The sequence below is a fragment of the Mycobacterium sp. TY815 genome (assembly GCF_030755135.1).
In the GTDB taxonomy this organism is placed as follows: Bacteria; Actinomycetota; Actinomycetes; order Mycobacteriales; family Mycobacteriaceae; genus Mycobacterium.
Genome location: NZ_JAUFRX010000001.1, coordinates 4,295,444 through 4,318,681 on the forward strand (window position 1 = coordinate 4,295,444; position 23,238 = coordinate 4,318,681).

At 67.5% G+C, this 23,238-nt stretch carries 25 protein-coding genes; 13 read left to right on the top strand and 12 right to left on the bottom strand.

Going from position 1 to position 23,238, the window contains the following annotated elements:
* Window positions 1-27 precede the first annotated feature (27 nt).
* Window positions 28-696: a TetR/AcrR family transcriptional regulator gene (locus QXK92_RS18700; protein WP_306243664.1), complete on the top strand. Its 669-nt coding sequence runs from the start codon at window positions 28-30 to the stop codon at window positions 694-696.
* Window positions 697-703: 7 nt separating this feature from the next.
* Here QXK92_RS18700 and QXK92_RS18705 read toward each other — a convergent pair whose 3' ends face one another.
* Both QXK92_RS18705 and QXK92_RS18710 read right to left on the bottom strand, forming a co-directional pair.
* On the bottom strand, window positions 704-1,744 hold the full coding sequence (locus QXK92_RS18705; protein ID WP_306243666.1) for an LLM class F420-dependent oxidoreductase: 1,041 nt from the start codon (window positions 1,742-1,744) through the stop codon (window positions 704-706).
* A 2-nt stretch (window positions 1,745-1,746) separates the two neighbouring features.
* The gene (locus QXK92_RS18710; protein WP_306243668.1) at window positions 1,747-2,157 is read right to left on the bottom strand and encodes a nuclear transport factor 2 family protein; all 411 of its coding nucleotides are present in this window, start codon (window positions 2,155-2,157) and stop codon (window positions 1,747-1,749) included.
* Window positions 2,158-2,279: 122 nt separating this feature from the next.
* Here QXK92_RS18710 and QXK92_RS18715 point away from each other — a divergent pair, with 122 nt between their 5' ends.
* The 3 genes from QXK92_RS18715 to QXK92_RS18725 are packed head-to-tail and all read left to right on the top strand — an operon-like array spanning window position 2,280 to window position 5,291.
* Window positions 2,280-2,843 (top strand): PadR family transcriptional regulator, encoded by a 564-nt coding sequence (locus QXK92_RS18715; RefSeq protein WP_306243669.1) that lies wholly within the window; start codon window positions 2,280-2,282, stop codon window positions 2,841-2,843.
* Between the two features lie 25 nt (window positions 2,844-2,868).
* Entirely contained in the window at window positions 2,869-3,813 is a 945-nt protein-coding gene (locus QXK92_RS18720; RefSeq protein ID WP_306243671.1) for a patatin-like phospholipase family protein, read from the top strand.
* Window positions 3,810-5,291, top strand: coding sequence for an NAD(P)/FAD-dependent oxidoreductase (locus QXK92_RS18725; RefSeq protein ID WP_306243674.1), 1,482 nt, complete (start codon window positions 3,810-3,812; stop codon window positions 5,289-5,291). Before QXK92_RS18720 ends, QXK92_RS18725 begins: the two co-directional genes overlap by 4 nt.
* Here QXK92_RS18725 and QXK92_RS18730 read toward each other — a convergent pair.
* From QXK92_RS18730 to QXK92_RS18750, 5 genes are all read right to left on the bottom strand, one after another.
* Window positions 5,257-6,342 carry a hypothetical protein gene (locus tag QXK92_RS18730; protein ID WP_306243676.1) on the bottom strand — a complete coding sequence of 362 codons (1,086 nt, stop codon included), beginning with the start codon at window positions 6,340-6,342 and terminating at the stop codon, window positions 5,257-5,259. The genes QXK92_RS18725 and QXK92_RS18730 overlap by 35 nt on opposite strands.
* Entirely contained in the window at window positions 6,335-7,156 is an 822-nt protein-coding gene (locus QXK92_RS18735) for an ABC transporter permease (RefSeq protein ID WP_306243678.1), read from the bottom strand. Before QXK92_RS18735 ends, QXK92_RS18730 begins: the two co-directional genes overlap by 8 nt.
* Complete coding sequence (locus QXK92_RS18740; RefSeq protein WP_371934564.1) at window positions 7,140-7,868, bottom strand: ABC transporter ATP-binding protein; 729 nt, start codon at window positions 7,866-7,868, stop codon at window positions 7,140-7,142. The genes QXK92_RS18735 and QXK92_RS18740 overlap by 17 nt, the downstream gene beginning before the upstream one ends.
* 56 nt (window positions 7,869-7,924) lie before the next feature.
* Complete coding sequence (locus tag QXK92_RS18745) at window positions 7,925-8,941, bottom strand: ABC transporter substrate-binding protein (protein WP_306243682.1); 1,017 nt, start codon at window positions 8,939-8,941, stop codon at window positions 7,925-7,927.
* Window positions 8,942-9,079: 138 nt separating this feature from the next.
* A complete protein-coding gene (locus QXK92_RS18750; RefSeq protein ID WP_306243684.1) occupies window positions 9,080-11,386 on the bottom strand; it encodes a hypothetical protein in 2,307 nt (768 codons plus the stop codon).
* 78 nt (window positions 11,387-11,464) lie between these two features.
* Between QXK92_RS18750 and QXK92_RS18755 the strand changes: the two genes are divergently transcribed.
* Complete coding sequence (locus QXK92_RS18755; protein WP_306243686.1) at window positions 11,465-12,373, top strand: LysR family transcriptional regulator; 909 nt, start codon at window positions 11,465-11,467, stop codon at window positions 12,371-12,373.
* Here the strand turns inward: QXK92_RS18755 and QXK92_RS18760 are convergent.
* Window positions 12,349-12,906, bottom strand: coding sequence for a TetR family transcriptional regulator (locus QXK92_RS18760; protein WP_306243688.1), 558 nt, complete (start codon window positions 12,904-12,906; stop codon window positions 12,349-12,351). The two genes, QXK92_RS18755 and QXK92_RS18760, sit on opposite strands and share 25 nt — an antisense overlap.
* A gap of 96 nt (window positions 12,907-13,002) precedes the next feature.
* Here QXK92_RS18760 and QXK92_RS18765 point away from each other — a divergent pair, with 96 nt between their 5' ends.
* The 6 genes from QXK92_RS18765 to QXK92_RS18790 are packed head-to-tail and all read left to right on the top strand — an operon-like array spanning window position 13,003 to window position 18,965.
* Window positions 13,003-13,404, top strand: coding sequence for a hypothetical protein (locus QXK92_RS18765; protein ID WP_306243690.1), 402 nt, complete (start codon window positions 13,003-13,005; stop codon window positions 13,402-13,404).
* Complete coding sequence (locus QXK92_RS18770) at window positions 13,401-14,885, top strand: FAD-dependent oxidoreductase (RefSeq protein ID WP_306243691.1); 1,485 nt, start codon at window positions 13,401-13,403, stop codon at window positions 14,883-14,885. Before QXK92_RS18765 ends, QXK92_RS18770 begins: the two co-directional genes overlap by 4 nt.
* A gap of 29 nt (window positions 14,886-14,914) precedes the next feature.
* Complete coding sequence (locus tag QXK92_RS18775) at window positions 14,915-16,129, top strand: GNAT family N-acetyltransferase (protein ID WP_306243693.1); 1,215 nt, start codon at window positions 14,915-14,917, stop codon at window positions 16,127-16,129.
* 2 nt (window positions 16,130-16,131) lie between these two features.
* Window positions 16,132-17,076 (top strand): FAD-binding oxidoreductase, encoded by a 945-nt coding sequence (locus QXK92_RS18780; RefSeq protein WP_306243695.1) that lies wholly within the window; start codon window positions 16,132-16,134, stop codon window positions 17,074-17,076.
* Window positions 17,077-17,124: 48 nt separating this feature from the next.
* Window positions 17,125-17,757, top strand: coding sequence for a TetR/AcrR family transcriptional regulator (locus tag QXK92_RS18785; protein ID WP_306243697.1), 633 nt, complete (start codon window positions 17,125-17,127; stop codon window positions 17,755-17,757).
* Window positions 17,754-18,965 carry an acyl-CoA dehydrogenase family protein gene (locus tag QXK92_RS18790; protein ID WP_306243699.1) on the top strand — a complete coding sequence of 404 codons (1,212 nt, stop codon included), beginning with the start codon at window positions 17,754-17,756 and terminating at the stop codon, window positions 18,963-18,965. Before QXK92_RS18785 ends, QXK92_RS18790 begins: the two co-directional genes overlap by 4 nt.
* A 6-nt stretch (window positions 18,966-18,971) precedes the next feature.
* On the opposite strand, the gene QXK92_RS18795 is transcribed toward QXK92_RS18790, so the two are convergent.
* From QXK92_RS18795 to QXK92_RS18805, 3 genes are all read right to left on the bottom strand, one after another.
* Window positions 18,972-19,640, bottom strand: a complete 669-nt coding sequence (locus QXK92_RS18795; RefSeq protein ID WP_306243701.1) for a GAP family protein — start codon at window positions 19,638-19,640, stop codon at window positions 18,972-18,974.
* Between the two features lie 201 nt (window positions 19,641-19,841).
* The gene (locus QXK92_RS18800) at window positions 19,842-20,444 is read right to left on the bottom strand and encodes a DsbA family protein (RefSeq protein WP_306243703.1); all 603 of its coding nucleotides are present in this window, start codon (window positions 20,442-20,444) and stop codon (window positions 19,842-19,844) included.
* A 91-nt stretch (window positions 20,445-20,535) separates the two neighbouring features.
* Window positions 20,536-21,270, bottom strand: coding sequence for a hypothetical protein (locus tag QXK92_RS18805; RefSeq protein ID WP_306243705.1), 735 nt, complete (start codon window positions 21,268-21,270; stop codon window positions 20,536-20,538).
* A gap of 132 nt (window positions 21,271-21,402) precedes the next feature.
* Between QXK92_RS18805 and QXK92_RS18810 the strand changes: the two genes are divergently transcribed.
* Together QXK92_RS18810 and QXK92_RS18815 are read left to right on the top strand one after the other, a co-directional pair.
* Window positions 21,403-21,834, top strand: coding sequence for a hypothetical protein (locus QXK92_RS18810; RefSeq protein ID WP_306243707.1), 432 nt, complete (start codon window positions 21,403-21,405; stop codon window positions 21,832-21,834).
* Window positions 21,831-22,421 carry a DUF998 domain-containing protein gene (locus QXK92_RS18815; RefSeq protein WP_306243709.1) on the top strand — a complete coding sequence of 197 codons (591 nt, stop codon included), beginning with the start codon at window positions 21,831-21,833 and terminating at the stop codon, window positions 22,419-22,421. Before QXK92_RS18810 ends, QXK92_RS18815 begins: the two co-directional genes overlap by 4 nt.
* Here QXK92_RS18815 and QXK92_RS18820 read toward each other — a convergent pair.
* Window positions 22,408-23,217 carry an enoyl-CoA hydratase-related protein gene (locus tag QXK92_RS18820; protein ID WP_306243711.1) on the bottom strand — a complete coding sequence of 270 codons (810 nt, stop codon included), beginning with the start codon at window positions 23,215-23,217 and terminating at the stop codon, window positions 22,408-22,410. The genes QXK92_RS18815 and QXK92_RS18820 overlap by 14 nt on opposite strands.
* Window positions 23,218-23,238: the final 21 nt, after the last annotated feature.

Below are 23,238 nucleotides of genomic sequence, written 5' to 3' on the forward strand. Positions count from 1 at the left end.
CATGTCAGCGGCACGGAGGAGCCGGTAGTGGCGCGCAGTCACGGTTGGGCCGGAAATACGCCCGCTTCCGACGAGGAGGCGATCGCCCGCATCCTGGACGCGGCTGAGGCGATCGTCGCCGAGCGCGGGTCGGCCATGCGCATCGCCGACGTGGCGCGCGCGCTGGGTGTGACGCGCCAGACCGTCTACCGCTACTTCCCGGGGACCGAGGCGCTGTTGCTGGCCACCGCCATGCGATCCGGCGACGGGTTCCTGGAGCGGCTGGCCGATCATGTGCGCGGTCAGACCGATCCGGTCGGGGCCGTGGTGGAGGGCCTGGCTTTTACGATCGAGAACCTGGCCGCTGACGACCGCATCCGGCTGATCCTCACCAAACGCCAACAGGGAGGCGCGGTTCCGTCGATCTCGTCCGAAACCGCGGTGGCGTTCAGCCGGTCGATGTTGCACCGGTACGACGTCGACTGGGAGGCAAACGGTTTCGATGACGCCGCGCTGGACGAACTCTCCGAATTCTGCCTGCGGATATTGCATTCGTTTCTCGTCGACCGCGGCCAACCCCCGCGCCGGGGTGCCGAACTGCAGCGCTTCCTGGCGCGGTGGATCGGACCCGCCATCGTCTATCCCCGGTTCGCCGAGGCGATGACCTCGATGACCGGAGTCACTCCCCGCTCTTCCCGCCGGCGTCCGGCGTCATAAGCCGGGTTCAGTCGACCAGCCCGCGCAACTCTTCGATCAGCTTGACCCGCTCGGCCGCCGTGCCCGCGATCGGCGCGACGTTCAGCGTCGTCACCCCCGCCTCACGGAACGCCGCGACGCGTTCCCTGACGAACTCCTTGGTCCCGATCAGGTTGACGTCGCGCACCAGTTCGTCGGGAACCACCTTGGCGGCTCCTTCCTTGTCGCCGGACAGGTACAGCTCCTGAATACGGTCCGCCTGCGGCCCGTAGCCGTACTTGGTGGCCAGCGTGTGATAGAAGTTCTTGCCTTTGGCCCCCATGCCGCCGATGTAGAGCGCCAAATGCGGTTTGACGAATTCTCTGAGCGGCTCGACGTTTTCACCGATCGCGAGGGTCGGGCCGGCGTACACCTCGAGTTCGCCGAGCGCGGGGTCACGCCTGGCCTTTCCGGTCGCCAGGGCGTCGCCCCACACGTCCTGCGCCTTCTCGGGTAGATAGAAGATCGGCTGCCAGCCCTCGGCCAACTCGGCGGCCAGCTCGACGTTCTTCGGGCCCAGCGCAGCGATCAGCACCGGAATCCGTTCCCGGACAGGGTGATTGATGAGCTTCAGCGGTTTGCCCAGGCCGGTGCCCTGCTCCGGGGGCAACGGGATGGTGTAGTGCTTCCCCTGGTATTTCAGCGTCTCGCGACGCCACACCTGGCGGCAGATCTCGATGACCTCGCGGGTGCGCCCGATCGGTGCGTCATAGGGCACACCGTGAAAGCCCTCGATCACCTGCGGTCCCGAAGCGCCCAGCCCGAGCGTGAAGCGCCCGTCGGACACATAGTCGAGTCCGGCAGCGGTCATCGCCGTGAGCGTGGGGGTGCGGGTGTAGAGCTGCAGGATGCCCGACGCCAGTTCCACCCGGTCGGTACTGGCCGCCAGATACCCCAGCGCGCTCACCGCGTCGAACGAATACGCCTCGGGCACAAAGACAATGTCCAACCCCGCCCGCTCCAGGTCGGCCACTTCGGCGGCCACTTCCTTGAAGCCGCCGGCGTAGTTGATCCCCAATCCGATTCGCATGGTCAGCTGCCCTGCTTACCGGCGAACTCGAGCGCCTCTTCGCGGATGCGGTCGAACTGTGCGCCCATCGCCTCCTGCAGGGCCATGGCTGCGGACAACGGCCGCACCATCACCATGAAGTCGTCGATCAGACCGTCCTCGTTGAAGTGCAGGAAGTCGCAGCCGGTGACCTGTTTGCCGCCCGCCATCGCCTCGAACACGAACGCGTGGTCGCGGCCGTCCTCGTCGTGGATCTCCCGGACGTACCGGAAGTCCTCGAACACTCGCAACACCCCGCGCAGCAGCGCCCTGGTCATCGGCTTACCGGCGTACGGCTTGAACACGATCGGACTGGTGAACACCACGTCGTCGGCCAGCATCGCCTCGACGGCTTCCACGTCGTGCGCCTCGACGGCTTTACGGAAGGGGTGCATCAAAACCTCGCAAGATAGTCAATTTTTTGAGTAGACGAGATCGACGCTAGATCCTGGCCCGTCGTATGTCCATAGGCAAATAATCACTTTGTTGAATAGGTGCATCGTTGTATGATCGCCGGATGTCGCTGCGTGACGCGGTGCTGACCGCCCTTCTCGAGCGTGAGTACTCGGGATACGACCTGGCCAAAGAGTTCGATGCGTCGGTCGCCAACTTCTGGATGGCCACGCCGCAGCAGCTGTATCGCGAACTCGACCGATTGGCCGAGCAGGGCCTGATCCAGGCGCGACTCGTTCACCAGGAGCGCCGGCCCAACAAGCGGATGTTCTCGCTCACCGACGCGGGACGCGAGGCGATTACGCAGCTCACCGCCCGAGCGCCCAAGCCATCCATGATGCGCGACGACCTGATGATCAAAGTCGCCGCCGCCGACGCCGGTGATACCCGGGCCGTTCGCGACTCCATCGCCGAGCGCCTGCAGTGGGCCAGGGCCAAACTCGAACGCTACGAGCGGTTGCGGACGCGGCTACTGGCCGGACGCACCGAAGACGAGTTCGTGGCCGCAGCCGAGCGGGTCGGTCCGTACCTCACCCTGCTGCGTGGCATATCTTTCGAGCAGGAAAACATCCGTTGGGCCGAGCGTGCGCTGACGATCATCGAACGCAGGTTGCCGGCGCGGGCGTAGGTCAGCCCGGCATACGAGGAGACGCGTGACCGACAAAGCCCGGAAAACGGCGCTGGTCATTGGCTGCGGCGGCACGATCGGGGGCGCGTGGATCGTCGCTGCCCTGCATGCGCTGGCCGAACAGACCGGAAGCGACCCCGCCGGGGCTGACGTCCTGCAGGGGACCTCGGCCGGCGCCGAGATCGTCACCATGCTCGGCGGCGGCGCCTCGGTCGCCGACCTGGTCGCCATGCAACGCGGGCAGGCGACCGACGAGCGGTTGCGCCGCCACCTGCACGACACACCGCCCGGCCTGCCCCCGTTACCGCGGCCCCGGCTGCTCAATCCGGCTCTGCTGCGCTCCCAGTCCGGCCTGGCCGCGCTGGCCGGGGTGGCGCCGACTGGCCGCGGTGACGCCGGCTGGCTGCAGCGGTTGGCTGACGGATTCCAAGCGCCCGACGGATGGTTGGCACACCCGGGCGCGCGGATGGTCGCCTACGACGTGCAACGCGGCCGGCGCGTCGCCTTCGGTGCCCCCGGATCACCGAAAGCCACTGTTGGGGAAGCCCTTCGAGCATCCTGGGCGATCCCCGGCTGGATGCCACCGGTGACCATCGGAGACCAGACCTATGTGGACGGCGGGGCGGCCTCGACGGCATCGGTGGATCTCGTCGAGCCCGAAAACGCCGACATCATCTACGTCATCGCGCCGATGGCGTCAGCGACCGGGGAGCGCGTGCCGGGAATCGGCGGCGTGCTCGAGGACCGGCTGCTGCGGCGGCCGATGTCGGCGGGGTTGTGGCAGGAGATCGCCGCCGTACGTGCCCGCGGCCAGCGGGTGATACCGATCGTGCCGACCGTGACCGATCTGGCCGGCCTGGGCGCGAACTTCATGAACCGCTCCCGGCGCCCGGCGGCGTTCGAGGCCGCGATGACCACCGCACCGACGACCGTCCGAAAGGCTTTGGCGGCCAGCGAGGTCGATGCATGACGCGAGAGCCACGCGTGGTGATCATCGGCGCGGGTCTCGCCGGGATCACTGCACTCCACGTCTTCACCGAGCGGGGGTTCTCCGATGTCACCGTGCTGGAGAAGGCATCCGACGTCGGCGGCGTGTGGCACTGGAACCGCTACCCAGGGCTGCGCTGCGACGTACCCTCGCAGCTCTACCAGTTCGGCTGGGCGCCGAAAACGGACTGGTCGCACATCTGGGCCGAGGGCGCCGACATACAGCAATATCACCGCGGCGTGGTCGAGCAGCTCGGGCTGGGTGACCGGATCCGGCTGAACACCGAAGTCATTGCCGCGCAATGGGATGAAGGCAGCACCAGCTGGACGCTGGTGACCGCCGACGGCGCGGAGATCGACGCCGACGTGGTCGTCTGCGCCACCGGGGTGCTGCATCACCCGGCGGTCCCGGACATCCCCGGACTCGACGAGTTTCCCGGGCCGGTGCTGCACACCGCCCGCTGGGACGACGCTGTCGACACCGCCGGGAAAGACGTCGCGGTGATCGGCACGGGATCCACCGGCGTACAGGTCATCTCCGCACTACAGCCGGATGCCGCATCGATCGCCCACTACGTGCGGTCGCCACAGTGGGTTCTCTGGGCACCGATGTCGTTGCGCCAGAGCACGTTTATCGGTGCCGCACTGAGACGGTTTCCCGGTGGGCACAACCGGATGTATCGAACGCTGCTGTGGGCGTCCGGAATTCTGGCCGACGTCACCACCCGTCCGACGTGGCGGCGGCGCGCGGTGCAGCGCTATGCGCGGTTGTGCCTCCGAGCGCAGGTGCGCGACGAAGAGTTGCGCCGTAAGCTGACCCCGGACTACCAGCCGCTGTGCAAACGCCAGGTCGTCTCCGGAAGCTATTACCGCGCAATTCAATCCGCCAACGCCGAGCTGGTGACAGAGCGGATCACCGCGGTGACCCCGACCGGAATCCAGACCGCGGACGGCCGGCACCGGGGCGCCGAGGTCATCGTGCTGGCCACCGGTTTCCAGGCGCACAACTACATGCGCCCCATGGAGATCACCGGGCGTGACGGCCTGACCATCGACAAGGCCTGGGCCGCCGGGCCGCGGGCCTATCGGATGACCGCGATTCCCGGCTTTCCCAATCTGTTCACCGTGCTCGGCCCGAACTCCCCCACCGGATCCATCTCCCTGCAGTATTCGGCGGAGCGCACCGCCCACTACATCGCGCGGTTCCTGGAGATGTTGCGCGACGGCGCGGCGTCCTCGATCGAAGTGACCGAGGAAGCAACCGACGAGTTCAATGCCGCCGTGGCGGAGGCGATGAAGCCCACCGTGTGGAACACCGGCTGCAACTCCTGGTACCTCACCGAGGGCAATGCCATCGACCTGTGGCCGTGGGACCGCGCGACGTTGACCTCCATGCTGGCCGCACCGGAACCGGAGCACTTCGATATCAGGCCGGCCACTGGAAAGGCCGGGGCAGAGTAATCGTTCGCTCGGCGGGGGGATACCAGCCCTGGGCGGCGTACTGATCGGTGTGCAGGTAGCACTGCACCCGGACATCGGCGCTGCCGGGCACGAAGGTCAGCAGCCTGCTCACCGGTAGGGTGGTCAGCGGCATGTGGTGGCGGCTCAGTGACGCGACGTTGAGAAACCATGTTCCCCAGCGTTTTTCGATATGAGTCTTAGCCCCGTGGTCATCGTCTGGATGCGTGTGGGTGTGTCCGGCGAGCCACATCGCCACCCGTCCGGGCCGCTCGTCGAGAAACGTCTCGAACTGGGCTGAGTCGGGACGGCTGTCCACCCAGTACAGGAACGACGCGCCCTGCGGTGTGCCCTGGGTGAAGGGGCGGTGGTAGTGCTCGCGCCACTGGCCGTCGGGTCCCCTGCGCACACCCTCCCACTCGCCGGAGGCGACGGTGGTGTCCTTGAGCACGTAGTGATGTACCGAGATGACATTGTGCTGGGGATGGGCGGCGACCATGTCCTTCCACCACCGAAACGTCTCGCCGCTGACGACGCCGCCGGGATTGCCGCCCAGGGTGCCCCGCCCCACCTGCTGGGTCGGTTCGTTGCGGTCACTCATCATCAGGAACAGCAGGTTGCCCACCTGGAACGAATAACGTTCCCACGTCCCGGTGATCGGGTATGGGCGGGCATCCGCGTCCACGCCGGAATTCTCGGGGTGTTCTCCGAGTGGGTCGATCCACTTACGCCACCACCATGCCTCCTCCTCGTCCAGGCCGCTGCGGTCGTGGTTGCCGCACACGCTGTACACGTCCTCGCGCCGGTGGCGGCGTAGTGCGCCGAATTGCCTTCGCACTTCCAGGCCTTCGGCGTCGTCCGGCAGGCTGTGATGGGCGCCCGACATGTCGCCCACGTCGACGGCGAGGTCCCATTCGAATGCCGGTCCGCCGTCCCGTCCGCCGCATTCGGTGTGGCGGATGGCGTCCGCGAGGCTGTCTCGCCCGTGCTGCTTGTCGGTGCCGACGTGGGCGTCGCCGAAAGCCCACAACCGGAACGGCGGGCCGCTATGCATCGCGGTCGTCCAGCAGCCCCCATCGCCGGCGGACCTGCCGGTCCAGCGCGCTGAACACGGCGTCGACCATGATGCCGATGGCCAGGATGACGATCATGACCGAGATTGCCGACGGCATGTCGCTGAGATTCTGCGCGTTCTCCAACAGCACCCCGATGGAGGAGGTGTTGGCGACCAGCACCACGAGTTCACCGGCCATCAGGCTGCGCCACGCGAAGGCCCAGCCCTGCTTGAGGCCGGTGACGAACATCGGCAGCGCAGCGGGCAGGATCACGTGGCGGTACAGCGCGGCCGACTGCAGCTGCAGCGCGGTCGCGGCGCGCAGCAGCAGCGGCGAAATGTGGTCGACGCCGGAGATGACCCCGAGCGCCACGGCGGGCACGGCGCCGATCACGATGACGAAGAGGATCGCCGAGGTGTTGAGGCCGAAGAAGATGATCGCGAAGGGGAACCAGGCGATCGCGGGCATAGTCTGCAGGCCGGTGATCAACGGGCCGAAAGAGCTGCGGGCGAACGGGTTACGTGCAACCAGTGCACCGATCACCGTTCCGATGAGGGCGGCCAGGGCGAATCCGGTCACCGCGCGGCCCATCGTGGTCCCGACGGCGTCCCACAGCAGTGGCCCCTGCATCTGCCGCGCCAGGTTCTCGGCGACCGCGGCGGGCCCGGGCAACACGTAGGACGGTTTCCATCCGCTCAGTGCCACCAGCTGCCAGACGGCCACAATCATGCTTACCCCAGCAAGTTTCGGCCATACGGTGACGGCGACGCGGTGCGCCGCACCAACGGTGTGCAGATCAGATTTCGTCGACACGTGCACTCCGGTTGAGCTGTTCGGTGATGTGCGCGGCCAGTTCCGCGACCTCGGCTGTGTTGATGTCCCGCGGCCGCGGTAGGGCCACCGCGAACTCCTCGACGACGGTCGCGGGGCGCGCACTCAACAGCACGACCCGGTCCGCAAGTCGCACCGCCTCCCGCACGTTGTGCGTCACGAAGACGACAGTGAGGTTGCGGGACGCCACGATCCGTTCCAGTTCGCCCTGTAATCGGTCGCGGGTCAACGCGTCCAGGGCCGCGAAGGGTTCGTCCATCAACAGCACGTCGGCGTCCTGGGCCAGGGCACGCGCCAGCGCCACCCGCTGCTGCATGCCGCCGGACAGCTGGTGTGGCTGCCGGTCGGCGAAATCGGTCAGTCCCACCGTCGCCAGCAGCTCACGTGCCCGTGCCCGTCGCTGGCGTCGCGGAATGCCCCGTAGCGCCAATTCGACGTTGCCCGCCGCGGTCAGCCACGGGAACAGCGCCGGCTCCTGAAACATCATGGCGATCCGGTGGCCACCGGTGTCCACCAGCCCGGAGCTCGGCCTGTCGAGCTTGGCGATCAGTGACAGTAGCGTGCTCTTACCGCAGCCGGAAATCCCTACCAGACATACGAATTCGCCGACGCCGACCGTCAATGACAGTGGGCCCAGCGCCGGAATATGCGCCCGGCCCCTGCCGTAGCGTTTCGCTACCCCCTCGAGGCGGATCGCCGGCGCAGGACCGGGCAGATCGGGCAACGCGGCCACGTGCCGGGCGGCGGTTGTCACGCCGCCACCGGCGGCTGCCCCACGGCCGCGAGCTCACGGTTCAGCAGACTCAGGTCGAAGATGCCGTCGAGATTCAGCGGTTGGAGCAACCCCACCGAAACCGCCTTGCGGACTTGGTCGTTCAACGACTGTACGCCGGGATCGTTGGTGAACGTCGTCTCCTGGAACGAGGCGGTGAGCACGTCGGGCGCCAGTCCGTTGCCCAGCGCCTTGGCTAAGGTGGCGTTGGCCGAACGGGCCGCCGCCTCGGGGTCGGTGTGAATGGTTTCGTTGGCCTGAATCTGCCCCCGCACCAGGCCGGCAACCACGTCCGGGTGCGCGGCCAGAAACTCCTGCCGGACCACGAGAATGGTGATGGTGTTCGGGTCCGACCACAGCCGGGTGCCGCCGGCGTTCACCAGCTGCACATCGTAGGGAGCGGACACGATGGCGCCGGCGATCTGATTGGTGATGAACTGCTGCACGATCGCCGATTCGGGGGTGGTCGGCTTGATGGACACGTCCCCACCGCCCTGCGGGTTGGTCTTCAACCCGTTCTTCAGCAACCAGTCACGGACGCTCACGTCCTGGGCGCCGCCCAGCGCCGGATCGGCTACCGTCTTGCCCCGCAGATCCTCCGCGGAATTGATGCCCGGTTTGACCACCATCGAGGTGCCGCCGGTGGCCGAACCCGAAATGATCTTGATGGCAGTGCCGTTCGACCGCTGCCAGGCGTTGAAGGCCGGGTTCGGTCCGACGAACGCGGCGTCGAGCTGGCCGGACAGTAGCGCGGTGGTCTCCGCGGTGCCCTGGCTGAAGGGTTGTGGCTCGAACTTGACCTGCGATCCCAGATTCCTGGCGAAGGCCCCGTTGTCGATCCCGACCAGAGCGGAGGCGTGGGTGATGCGGGTCAGATAGCCCAGCCGCAATGTGACGCCGGAGGACTTCGACGCAGGGTTGCCGCCGAAGCAGCCGGCGAGCAACAGGATTAGAGCGGAAATGGTTGCCGCGTAGCGGAATTTGGACAGGGACATGGGTTTCTCCGGAAGAAGGTCAACGAGGGGCCGCTCGCGACGGCGCGGTGCGTCAGCCGTCGTGCACGCGCGGACACGCCGCGCGGGTGACGCGACCGAAATCCACGTGCCGGCGCCGGGTCAGCGCGGTGTGGCCCATCATCGCTCCCGGGGCCGGGTGAAGAAGAGCGGACTGGTCCAGGCCTGATGCCCGTCGCATTGCCTGGCCCGCAGATACACCGCGCTGTGTTCACGTGGCAGGTTCACCGTCACGGTGTCTTCGAGGGTGCTGGGCAACGCCCCGGGGTCGGCGACGCGTTCGACCCGGAGGCGGAGATTCAATCCGCCGACATGTCGCTCGTGGCAGGACCGAGCAATCAGGTCCTTGCCGGTGACGCTCATCGTCGCGCGGTGGTTGTCCTCGAGAACCGTTGTCTCGACGTCGAACTGGGCGGTCGCCAGGTCGCCCACGCTCATCACGAATCCGATGTCAGCGCCGTAGGTCGTGGTGTGCCAGTCGACCACGCTGCCGTCGATGTCGACGATCTGCTCGGGATGGCTTGCCGCCCAGGGTGTTACCGAGTCGATCCCGGTGCCGGTGACCCGCAGGCGTCCGTTCCAGGTCGCCCAGCGGTAGCGGTCCCGATGCCGCGCCCCGCCCCAGCTGACCCGCACCAACGACTCCGACAAGCCGGTTTCGGTGTTCAGATCGCGCCGCCACAGCGGCCCCCGGGTGTCGTAAAGAACCAGTTCTTCCCACCCGGTGGTGCCGTAGAGGCCGTATTCGGCCGTGAACTCGCCTGTGGCGGTGAGGATCTCATCACCCATCCAGTCGCTGCCGCTGCGCAGCAACGCGACCGCGCGGTTGCCGGTGGTCGCCCACGTGCGGCGAGCGCGCAGAGCCCGCCCGACGTGTTCGGCGGTGAGTTCCTCGGCAAGCACCCCGGTCAGACCACCGAAACCGCCGAAGATGTTGGCGCCGGGTGCGCCGCCGCCCGGGCGGCCCCGGTGTTCGTCGCTGGCGGCGCTGGCACCTACCTTGAGGCCACGCGCCAGCGCGTCTTCAAGGAACCACGGGCTGCTGCCCCAGGTGGAGTGGACCTCGATGAGCCGCTCCAGTTCGGGATGGTGCCAATCAAGAATGGCGCGGCGGCCCCCGACGTGGGGAATCAGCAGATAGGACTCGGGCTCTTTCTCGTAGGCGGCATACAGTTCGGTGATAGGCCAGGTCTGCGGTGTCGGCGCGCTGGCCGTCATACCCTGGCGCCATTCCAGCGACCGCGCGATGGTGGTGTCCTCACCGAGGAACACCACATTGTGATCGCCCCCCACGCCCGCGGTGCCGCACCACTCCACCCCCGGGAAGCACACGAACTCGCCGTCCCGGCCGGCGCCCCGGCAGGCCGCCACCACATCGGACCAGGCACCGTCGGTGATCTGAAAGTCGTTGGCGGTGTAGCCGAGAACGTCCAGGCCCCCGATGTCCCTGCCGTAGCGCAGATTCCAGTCCGTGCTCTGCGTTCCGACGGTGTCGTTGGAATGGACGTGCAGATCGGCGAAATAGCCCCGCGGCGCGGGGAGATCCGCGACGACGTCGATCAGGGCCACGGCGGGCCCCAAGTTACCGGCATCGGTCAGTGCGGTCACCTCGACACGGCCCGGACGGGCCGGCACCGGCAGCATGGCGTGCGCCCAGCCGCTTGCGGGAGTCTTTGCGCTGGCGACGTTTTCGCCCTCGGCGGCGGCTTGGATCGTGATGGGGACATCACGGCAGACGTTGCCCCAACGATCCTGCAGGTGGGCGCGCAGCTGAGCAGTGGTCTGGTTGGGGCCCACCACGCGCGGTCCGTGTACCACGAGATTCGCGGGCGGCCCGGCGACGACGGCCAGCGTGGCGAGCCCGGCATGGGCCATCCGCGAGGTGCCGAGGGGATCGACGAAGAGGTGGATCTCGAATTCGTCTTCCACGAAGGTCTGCACGCGAGTTCCCTGCCCACCGAAACGCCGGTCCCCGAACCGGATCTCGATGACGTCGCCGGGCCGCAGATAGCCGTCCACCGCGTGCACCAGCAGTGACTTCTGGAACGGGCGCTCGCCTCCCTTGACGTCGTAGCGGGTGGCCAGCGTGTGGACCGTCCCCACTTCGGAGGCCCCGCCGAGCAGGGACCGACTGACCACGGACGCGGTGGCATAGTCGCGCCCGGCCGGGTCGGTGGTCTGCAGGTCCCAGTCGGAGTAGTAGCGGAAGCACAGCTTCAGCCAGCCGCTGTCCGCGATACCGGACTGCCCGACGGTGTAGGTGAAGACGAGTTCCTCCACCGCCCCGGCGGTGACCTGCTGCGTCGGGCAGGTCAGGATCCCGAGGAACGGCAACGAACCGAATTCGGCGTTGACGCGGTCACGCACGGCGGCCGAGGAGCAGTCGTTGGCCCTGAACTCACCCGTGGGGCGCACGACGACAGACATGACGACAATTCTGTGTGGCCGGCACTTAGCCGTCCAGCGCATAGATATGATCTGATCAATCATCGAAAGTGATTGATCATGAATCTGCAGCAGCTGCGCTACGTGCTGGCCGTGGCCGAAACCCGAAGCTTCACCCGCGCCGCGGACGGCCTGTTCGTGGTGCAATCCGCGCTGAGTCAGCAGGTGCGCAAACTCGAGGACGAGTTGGGTGTGTCGATCTTCAATCGCACCACCCGGTCGGTCTCGCTGACGCCGGCCGGGGAGGCGCTGATGCCCCTGATACGCCAGGTGATCGCCGGGGTGGACCAGTTGGCCGTCGACGCCCAGGCGCTGCGTGGGGCGGTGACGGGTCGGCTGACGGTCGGGATGATGGAGATCCCGTCGGAAAGCCTTGACGTCGCCGCGCTGATGGCGACGTTCCATGCCCGCTACCCGGAGGTCACGGTGACGCTGCGCAGCGGCGGCAGCGACCTGCTGGTCCAGGCCACCCGCGAGCGCAAGCTGGATGTCGCGATCGTCGGATCCGACGCCGCGCGATCGACCGACCTGGCGTGCGAGCACCTGTTCTCCGAATCACTGGTCGCGGTGCTTCCGACGACACACCACTTGGCGGGGAAGCCCTCGGTCACGCTGGACGAACTGGCAGGGCTTCCGTTCATCGATTTCCCGCCCGGCTACGGGTTGCGGCGCGAGACGGACCGCGGGTTCGCCGCGGTGAGACGCCGGGTCGCGTTCGAAGTGACCCGGGTGGATGAGGTGATCCATTTCGTCTGCCAGGACCTCGGCGTCGCGTTGTTGCCCGAATCGGTGGCACACAGCCGGGCACAGACGAACCCGACACTGGTGCTGCTACCGGTGCAGAATGCGGACCTGCGGCGCGAGGTTCATCTGGTCGCGCCGCAGGCACAACGCCAATCCGCCGCCACCCGGGCGTTCATCCAATGCGTGCACGAACACATCAGTCACCGGACGGAGCCGGTCAGGTAGTGCGCGAGCACCGGACGCAGCCATTCGATGAGCTGCGCGTCGTCCATCTCCGCGAGCGCCGGGATGCACAGGATGTAGCGGGCCGTCGCCAGGCCCAGTACCTGGGCACCCACCAGCGCGGCCCGCTCAGCGGCGCGGTCCGGGACGGCCGTGGACAGCGCCGGCGCCACGCGGTCGACGAACACCTCCAACATGGCGGCCGCCGCCGCCTTGTTGGTCGCGGCGGCCCGCAGCAGCGGCAGAAAGGGACCCTCCGGCCCCCACACCGAGACGAACAGCGGCAGCAGCACCTCGGCGATCCGGTCCGGCGCCACGTCGGAGAGGTCGGGGAACGTCACATCGAATCGTGAAGCGGCAGCGAATAATTCAGCTTTGCTGCCGAAGTAGTGCATAACGAGCGCCGGATCCACCCCGGCCGCGGAAGCGACCGACCGGATGGTTGTGCGCTCGAATCCATGGTCGCCGAACTGCGAGCGCGCAGTCGCCAGGATCGTCGCGCGGGTGGTCTCGCCGTCGCGCACCTTCGGGGGCATCAGAGCATTGTATTCAACGGCTGTTGACACGGCCCGACCGCCGGGTCTAGCGTTGATTTCAACAGTTGTTGAACTCAAGAATGGGAGGCCGCCGCCATGGCCGTCGCAGCCATCCAGATCGGACTCGACCCCGACGTGATCGACTACTCCTCACCGGACTTCGCGCAATTTCCCGGACTGACCAGGGAGCGACTGCGAGCGGCCAACGACGAGAACGTCGCCGCCCTGCGTGCGGCCGGCTACCACGTCGACAACTGCCTGATCGGCTTCGGCGAAGCCGGCGCCGCGAAGGCCCGCCGGTGGCTGGAAGCCAACCGGTACGACGCGGTCCTGATCGGGGCCGGCGTCCGCCTGGTGGCGAGCAACACGATGCTGTTCGAGTCGATCGTCAACGCCGCGCACATTACTCAACCGGGCTGCCGGTTCGTCTTCAATCGCGGAGCGCAGTCCACTCCGGACGACATCCGCCGCTGGTACCCGGAAGCACTGGCGCGATGACCACGCATGACGTCGACGTGGTCGTGGTCGGCGCCGGGCCGACCGGTCTGACCGCCGCAGGCGACCTGGCCCGGGCCGGCCGTTCGGTGACCGTGCTGGAACGCCGGCCGGCCGTCAACCCGGCGAGCCGGGCATTCGCCACGATGGCTCGCACACTCGAGGTACTGGATGCTCGCGGACTGGCCGACGACCTCCTCGCCATCGCTCACCAAGCACCGGGCGTCACCATTTTCGGCGGCGCCCGAATAGACCTCACCCACCTCGAGTCGCCGTATCAATTCGTGATGGTCACACCGCAAACCAATGTTGATGCGGCGCTGCGTCATTACGCCGCGGCGCAGGGGGCCGACATCCGGCGCGGCGTCGGCGTCACCGGCATCGATCAGGACGCCGACCGGGTGACCGTGACCACCGACGGCGACGAGCGTTGGCGGGCAAGCTATCTCATCGGGGCCGATGGGGCACACAGCACCGTCCGCACGCTGGTGGGTGCGGACTTCCCCGGCAATACCATTCTGTCGTCGATCGTGCTGGCTGACGTCAAGCTCGCACATCCACCCGCGGGTCAGGGGCTGAAGGTCGGCAGCACCCGAGACATGTTCGCATTCCTGGCCCCTTACAGCCGCCGCGATGCCCACGGCTCCTGGTACCGGGCGATGGTCTGGGACCGCAATCACCAGGTGCCCGACACCGAACCGGTGACGGACGACGAGGTCGTCGGCATCCTGGCCCAGGCGATGGGTGCCGACCCCGACGTGCTCGAGGTCGCGTGGAAGTCGCGATTCCATTGCGACGAGCGGCAAGTCAGGAGCTACCAGCACGGCCGGGTGTTCCTCGCCGGCGATGCCGCCCACGTGCATTCGCCGATGGGCGGCCAGGGCATGAACACCGGCATCCAGGACGCCGCCAACCTGGCCTGGAAGATCGACGCCGTGCTGGCCGGCGCCGGCGACGCCGTCCTCGACAGCTATCACGACGAGCGCCATCCGATCGCGAAACGGGTGCTGTTCCAGTCCGGCCTGTTGGCGCGCGGCGTGACACTGCATCCGCGACCGGCTCGCGCTGCGCGAAACTTTCTGGTGCCCAGACTGCTTCGCGTTCCACGGGTGCGCGACGCGGTGGCCGGGAGCTTCGCCGGGACGACGTTGCGCTACCGGCATCGCCACGGCGAGAGCCCACTGGTAGGCACCCGTGCGACGCCGATTCCGCTGACGCGGGGCAGGCTCACCGAGCTGCAGCGCTCACCGGGATTCGTGTTCATCCGCGAGCGTGCGGCTGCGCCGCTCGACACTGGCAAGTTGATCCAGGCGCAGCGGACCGACGACGGCCCAGCGGTGCTGGTACGACCCGACGGCTACATTGCCTGGGCCGGATCCTCGGCCAACCTGACCGCGTGGCGGTCCGTACTGGCGAGGTGGACAGGTTCACTCTGCGCTGCGGGCGGAGAAGTTCAGGTGGGCAGCGCCCTCAGCGCAGACTGAACTCACCGCCGAGGCGGCATGATGGCTGGATGAACTCCGACATCCGGGTGCTCGACCGCGAAGAGGATCTACTCGCAGCGCTCAACGTGTTTCGCACCGCCATGGTCGGATTCCCGCAGCTGAGCCTGGCGCCGGGGCAGATCGCCGCACTGCTCGACCCCGGGCGCCTGATCGGGGCGTTCGTCGACGGTGAGCTGGTGGGCACGGCGGACGCGGTGACCAGCCGGCTGACGCTGCCCGGTGGCGCGATTGTCGGGCACGCCGCGGTGACCCACATCGGGGTACTGCCGTCCTTCACCCGCCGTGGCCTCGCCAGCGCCCTGGTCCACCATCAACTGCGCGACTGCGCAGATCGTGGGGAGGTGGTCGCGACGCTGCGCGCGTCGGAGGCGACGATATACGGGCGCTACGGCTACGGCGTTGCCAGTTCGGCGCACACCGTCAAGGTCCAGACCGCGCGCGCGGCGCTGCGCCCGGACGTCGCCGCCGGCGGCCCGGTGCGGCTGCTCGACGCGGCAGCGGCCTGGGAAACCCTGCCCCGCATCTACTCCGAGCATCGACCGACCCGACCGGGAACCATCGACCGGCCCGCGGTGTGGTGGCAGGCACGCAAGCTGCGCAGCGAATCCTCCCCCGGCCCAGACTATGTCGCCGTGCACGGAGCGCCGGGGTCGGAGTCCGGTTTCGCCCGGTACCGTCCAATCGACACCGAGAAATGGTTCATCAGCGACCAGCGCACCATCGTCGTCGAGGACTTCTTCGCACCTAGCGCCGACGCGTACCTCGGACTGCTCCGCTTCCTGTTCGGCCTGGATCTCGTTGACCGCGTGATCTTCTGGATGTTGCCGGTCGACGATCCGCTACCCCTGCTGCTCCTGGACCGGCGAGCGGCGAGCGTCACGGCAGTGCACGACGAGACCTGGCTGCGCATCATCGACGCGCACGGGGCACTCACCGCACGCAGCTATGCCGGGGATGACAGCGTGACCGTGTCCATCACCGACTCTGTGCTGCAGAACAATTCGGTCATCTTCTCCATCACCGGCGACGGAGCGGCGACGACGGACGAACGGCCTCAGTTGCACGTCGGCATCGAAGGACTCGGCACCGTCCTGCTCGGTGGTGCAACCTGGCAGAGCCTGGCGGTCGCCGGGTTGGTCCGCGCCGACGATCCCCGTGCACTCGCCGCCGCCGACCGGCTGTTCGCGGTGCCGGATGCCCCCTACGCCGGCTTCTACTTCTGACCATGCTCGTCGTCATCGGCGCCGGCATCTGCGGACTGGCGACAGCCTACGAACTCGCGGGCCTCGGTGAGCGCTGCCTCGTCATCGAACGCGGTGAGCCGTTCGCCGAACAGTCCGCGGGCCTGGCGCGGATCTTTCGTGTCGCGCACCGCAGCCCGCAGTTGTGCCGCCTCGCCCAGCGGGCCCGGTCCGGTTGGCAGCGTTGGGAATCCGAGTTCGGCCGCTCCCTGCTGGGCTCGGAAGGGTTCATTGCCGCCGGTGCTGTCGACGCCGTCGCATCCGCGATGGCAGCGGCAGGCGCCCCCTTCGCCCATCTCGACCGCCACCAGATCGGGGCACGCATTCCCTTTCTGCAAGCACCCTGGGAGACAGGTGTTTTCGATCCCGACGGCGGTAGCCTGCGCATCCGCCGCGCACTGGATGCCCTGTCTGCCCGGGTGGAACTCCGGCACGGCGATGTCCTAGCCGTCGCCGACGACGGATCCATCTCACTGACAGACGGAACGATGCTGACCGCCGACCGCGTGCTCATCTGTGCGGGGGTCCAGACGCAGGACCTGTTCGGCCCGCTGGGGATCGAGTTCTCCCCCCACACCCGCTTCACCTACCAGGGGGGATCCGCTGCCGGTGCGGCGTGCCTGTCCGCGCCGGAAGGATACGGGCTACCGATCGGCAGCACGGGCCACTGGGCCTTCGGACAGGACGGCCCCGACCCGGCAGTGGTGCGGAAGCTGTTCCCGTCGTTGGCGCCGGTGGGCAGGGTGGATTGCGTGACGGCCCGCGCGGCGTGGCTTGACGATGGCGGCGACGGCTGGACCATCGCCCGGCGCGGTCGTGTCCTGGCGTTTGTCGGTGCCAATCTGATGAAGTTCGGGCCATTGCTCGGTGAATTGCTCGCCCGCGCCGTGCTGAGCGATGAACTCCCCGGCGATCTCGTCATCACCTGATCACCTGCTGGTTTGCCGCCAGCTCCGGTGAGTGAGTACTCTCTCACCATGGTCACCGAGCCCAGCCGCGGACGTGATCGGCTGCTGGCCGAGGCGCTGAAGCTGTTCGCCGCCAAGGGTTACGCGGCGACATCGGTGGCCGACATCCAGCGGGCCGCCGGGCTGGCTCCCGGGTCGGGCGCGCTGTACAAGCACTTCGGTTCCAAGCGCGAGCTGCTCGAGGCGGCGGTGGCACACCGCATCGACCTCATCGTCGCCGCGCGCGAGCAGTACGACGCGGGCGAGCCGACCAGCGTCGAGGACGCGGTGCGTACCGCGGGTCAGCTGATCTGGAGCAATTTCAAGCAGAGCGAGGACCTGCTCAAAGTCATGCTGCGCGAGCCCGATGAACTCGGCGATCTCGACGAGAAGACCTGGCAGGTGATCACCGACAACGCCTACCAGCGGTTCGCCGACGAACTGGCCGCCTCCAATCGGTCCGGCCGGACCCAGATCCCCGATCCGGACGCGATGGCGGCCACGGCGATCGGCTCGTTGTCCTATGCCGCGACGCTGCAGGCACTCACCGGGCGGCTGCCCGGAAACATCGACGAAGAACGCTATCTCGAGGCGTGGGTCAACCAGACCGTCAGCGTCCTCATCCACTACCGCACACCCCGAAACACAGGAGCAACGCCATGACCTTTTCCATGCAACTCAGCGACGACGTGATCGAGGTGCGCGACTGGGTGCACAAGTTCGCCGCCGACGTCATCCGCCCGGCCGCAGCCGAGTGGGACGAGCGGGAGGAGACGCCCTGGCCGGTGATTCAGGAGGCCGCCAAAGTGGGCCTCTACTCCCCGGACTTCATGGCGCAGCAGGCCGCCGAGGAATCCGGGCTGGGCATGCTCACCACGTTCGAGGAGATGTTCTGGGGTGACGCCGGCATTGCGCTGTCGATCATGGGCACCGGCCTGGCCGCAGCGGCGCTGGCGGGCAACGGAACTCCCGAGCAGCTCGGCCAATGGCTACCGCAGATGTTCGGCACGGCCGACGAACCGAAGCTGGCCGCGTTCTGCTCCTCGGAGCCCGACGCGGGTTCCGACGTGGGTGGCATCCGCACCCGTGCCCGCTACGACGAGGCGGCCGGCGAGTGGGTCCTCAACGGCACCAAGACCTGGGCCACCAACGGGGGCATCGCCAACGTGCATATCGTTGTCGCCTCGGTCTATCCCGAACTCGGCACCCGCGGTCAGGCCAGCTTCGTCATCGGGCCGGACACCAAAGGCCTTGCGCAGGGCCAGAAATTCAAGAAGCACGGCATCCGCGCATCGCACACCGCCGAGGTAGTGCTGGACAACGTCCGGCTGCCCGAGGACGCGATCCTCGGCGGCCGGGAGAAGTTCGAAGCGCGGATCGCGCGCGTGAAGTCCGGTGCCTCCGCGGGTGGCCAGGCAGCGATGAAGACGTTCGAGCGCACCCGGCCCACCGTAGGCGCGATGGCCGTCGGCGTGGCCCGCGCTGCCTATGAGTACGCCCTCGAATACGCGGCCCAGCGTGAGCAATTCGGCCGCAAGATCGGTGAGTTCCAGGCCGTGGCGTTCAAGCTTGCCGATATGAAGAGTCGTATCGACGCGGCTCGCTTGCTGGTGTGGCGGGCCGGCTGGATGGCCCGCAACAACCAGAATTTCGAAGCGGCGGAAGGCTCGATGGCCAAACTGGTGGCCAGTGAGACCGCGGTCTACGTCACCGACGAGGCCATCCAGATCCTGGGCGGCAACGGGTACACCCGTGACTACCCGGTCGAGCGGATGCACCGGGACGCGAAGATCTTCACGATCTTCGAGGGCACCAGCGAGATTCAGCGCCTGGTGATTTCACGGGCGCTGACCGGGCTGGCCATCCGCTGAGCGGGCTCACGCGAGTCCGTACACCAGCACCGCGATACCCGCGGCCAGCAAGGCCAACGCCGTCACTGCGCGTTGGCGACGGTGCAACCAGCTCCTGACCCGGTCGAGCTGCGGGTCGATCCGCGGCCCAAGAAGGAGATACGCCGCAATGGGTGCTGCGATGGTCGCGCTTGCCAGAACGGCGAAGTAGACGACAGCTGCCGCCGTTCCCGCGGCGGTCAAGTCGAGTGTGCCGATCTTCACGCCCGCCGCCGCGCCGGCGGCAAGGACCTTCGGGTTGGCCATCGTCGGCAGCGTGCCGATGGTGGCAGATACTGCCGGCGTCAGCCGGCCGACCCGGTTCTGCCACGGCGCCGACGCGCCGACGTCGCCGCGCCGCGCCCAGATCCACCCTGCGAGGCCGATCATCGCCGCACCCAGTGCCAGCATCACCCCGTCGGCCCACCGCGGGACCGGACCATGCAGCGCGTCCAGGAATCGGGGGGCGCGAACGAATAGCGCGGTCACGGTGGTCAGCGCCAAAAGTCTGCCCGCCAGATACGCGATGCTCGCCGAACGCGGGCGCTCGCTGTGCACCAGCACGACCAGCACCAGCACCACGGGTAACGGCGAGAGAGCAACCACGAGCGCCGGGGCGGTCAGCGTGCCGAGCAGCAGAGCGTACGGGGTCAGCACCTATACCGGGTCGCGTTCACCATCTCTTGCCGAACAGGCCCGGCCGCGGGCGGGCGGGTTCGGATGGCTCATGTCCGTCACACCACTGGTCGGCAGGCACGGTGCGCTGAACCGCTTGCACGTGCGCACCGCAACCAGCCCAGGTGATCTTGCCGCAGACGCGGCATCTCACCGCATGACACATCCGAAACCCCCTGAAATTTAGCCGCCGCGCGGTCGTTGCAGCTGAGAGAACTGCGGGACTGCGGCCAATGCTGCCACCGCGTCGAACAGTGATTCAACCGCCCCCGGGTCCGGCGGCGCGGTCAGCACCGGACCGAAGAACGCGTGGCCGTTGATGCGCGTGATCGGGCTGCCCCCGGTTTCGCCGAGCGCCTCCTGCCCGGCTTGATGGCTGCGCAGGACGAGCTCGTCCCACGACGGGTCCGACAGCACCTCGGCGGTGACGTCCCAGGACTTCACGGCATCCAGCACCTGTGCGACGAGCTTGTCGTCGACGGGTTCGGACTGGTCGAGATACCGCTCGGCGAACGCGAAATACGCCTTCGCCAGCCCCTCATTGCCGTGCTGGTCGCGGATGGCGGCCATCAGCCGTCCGATCCGCTCGGAGTCACGCATCCGGGACTGCTGTTTGGGCGGCATGTCTCTGCCCTTGTTCAGGACCGCCAGACTCATCAGCCGCCACTCGATGGCCAGGCCGGTCTTGTCGGCAACGGCCTTCAGCCAGCGGGCGGTATTCCACGAATAGGGGCACACCGGATCGAGCCAGATGGTCACGGCCGGGCCGCTAGGGTCGTCAAGCATCTCGTCGGCTCCTCTCACCCTTTCCTGTATACCATACCCCCTACGGTATGTAACGGGACGAGCGGAGCCAGTGCCGCGCTGTGTGGCCCCGCTACGCCGCCGCCCCGTTGCGCTGCAGTGCTTTAGTGATCGACGCGGGGACGTTGCCGACGACCGAGAGGCCGGCCAGCCGCCGCCAAGACCGGATCGCGTGGCGGGTCGTTTCCACGATCCGGCTGGCGCCGTTTTCCAGGTTCGCCAACCGATGGGCACGCAGGGCGTTACCGGTCACGGCATCCAGCGTGTCCCACGCCTCGGTGTCTGAGAGAGCGGTCGACTGATACGCGGCGCGGACGGCGTACCGCTCGGCGCCCGGAGCCATCGTGGCGCTGATCTCCCGGGCCACCCGCGCGGCCCGGTCCCAGCTGGCAATGTCAGGCATCTCACCTGGTGCCAGCGTTCGGTGCAGTTCGGCTATTTCCGAAATAACTTCGGCCGCAGCACTTTCCGCGTAGCGAACCACACCCCAGGGCGGGCTGATCAGCAACTTGGACACCCACGGCCGGATGACGGTCTCGTCCACGTCTGCGGTACCGACCGTCAGCCAGCCCAGATCGAGGGCGAGCACGGCGTCGTCCGGAGACAAATAGCCGTCGGGTCCCGCGAGCTGGTCGTTGCACAGCTGGACGAACGCGGCCAGCGGACGCGCCGAGGTGGCCGGGAAATCGGTGATCTGCTCGTCCCCGTTGATGTACGAAATGACATTCATGGCACAGCCTTTGGCCGAACCCGCGTTGTGTGATCCCCGCGCCAGCCGCAACGGGTGAGTGATGCGCTCCAGGTCCACGTGACTCCTCACCGGTCGCCGGGTCTGCCTGGGATTCTAGGACTGGAGTCGAGCCGGTGCGGAGCGACACGGCGGTGACCGGTGCGGCGCCGGCGCCTTCTGATTCGACCGCGCGCCTGACATGATGTGCCCATGCTTGCCTTGCAATCACCGGTGACTGTGGAATCTGACAACGAGTCCGTCGTGGGCTCGATCGCCACCATTGAGAGCGTCGCGGTCGCCGGCTCGGCGGCCGTGGCCGGTAGTGTCGCGGTTGCCGGATCGGCGACCACCGCGGGCAGCGTTGCCGTAGCGGGATCGGTCGGTACCGCCGGCAGCGTCGCGGTAGCGGGGTCAGCGGGCACCGCCGGAAGCGTCGGCGTGATCGCCAGCCTCCTCACGGTGATTTGCGTTGCCGTCCGCGAATGCGTGGCCTGTCTGGGATGCGTCGCCTGCACCCGATGCGTCGCGTGCATCGCGTGCGTGCGCTGCACCGACTGCGTCGGGTGCATCGGTTGCGTGAATTGTTCGGGTCTACGAAATGTCGTCGGCGCCAGAAATATTCACGTGCAGCCCAACGAGTGACCACTCGCACCGGCGGCGCGGCCTGCTGGGTGGTGGGCGTCGCCGGCTATCTGATCCTGGAAGCCGTTGCGGCTGCGGCCTATCTGCCTGCCTACAGCTATGCGCACAACTACATCAGCGATCTCGGCCGGCACGGTCCGCGGGCACCGTTGATGCACGTCGCATTCTGCCTGCAGGGCAGCATGTTTCTGCTCGGAGCGCTGTGCATGGTCGGTGTTCCACGGAATCGACGCAGCCGCTTGTTCGTCGGCCTGGTAGCCGCTAACGCCGTCGGCAACATCCTGGTGGGCACCGTGCCCAGCGGGTTGGTGCATATCGCCGGCGCTGCGCTGGCGCTGGCAGGCGGAAATGCCGCCATTGTGGCCGGATCAACACTGCTCATGCCCTCGCTGCGGGGATACCGCCTCGGCTCGACAGTTGTTGCAGCGCTGGGATTTCTGTGCCTTGCACTGCTGGTGGCCAATTGCCGGGCGATGCCCGTCGGTGTGTGGGAACGCGGCAGCGCGTATTCGATCTTCCTGTGGCAGTTACTGACTGCGGCCCTGCTGCTCGTGTGTCGAGACGGCGCCGCCCTCAGGTCCCGGTGAACTTCGGGGGCCGCTTCTCCAGAAAAGCGCGTGGCCCCTCCTTGGCGTCGGCCGATGCCATCACCGCCATGCCGAGTTCGAGCTCACGCGGAAATGCCTCAGCCTCAGTCTTTTCCAGATTCTCGATCACCGAGGCTTTGATGTTGCGGACGGCCAGCGGACCGTTCTTCGCCACCTGCTGCGCAATCTCCCGAGCCCGGCCCAGCGCGCCACCCGCAGCGGTGACGTGCCCGACCAGGCCCACCTCGTAGGCTCGTTGCCCGGAGATCGGCGTGCCGGCAATCAGCATCTCCATCGCGACGGTGTACGGGATCTGGCGCGGCAACCGAATCGTCGAGGCGCTCATCGGAAACAGCCCGCGCTGCACTTCGCTGATCGCCAGCTGTGCGTTCTCGGCGGCCACCCGGATATCGAACGCCTGCAGAATCTCCATCCCACCGGCGTAGCAGTAGCCTTCGACCGCAGCGATGATCGGTTTCCTGACGTAGTGGTCCTTCAGAAACCCCTTGTAAATCAACGAGAAATCGGACCTCACCCGCTCCTCGTACTCGTTCTGCGCGGGTTCACCGGAGATCAGAGCGCCGACTAGGCGATCCAGGTCCGCGCCGGCCGAGAAGTTGCCCGCCGCGCCGGTCATGATGGCGACCCGCAGGTCCGGATCGTCGTCCAGGAGATCCCAGGCGTCGGCGAGCCGGCACAACACTTCCGGATTGAAGGCGTTGCGCTTCTCGGGGCGGTTGAGGGTGATGGTGAGGATGTGCTGGTCCCGCTCCACGAGCACTGCCGGTTCTGCCACGTACTGGTGTCTAGCACGGAA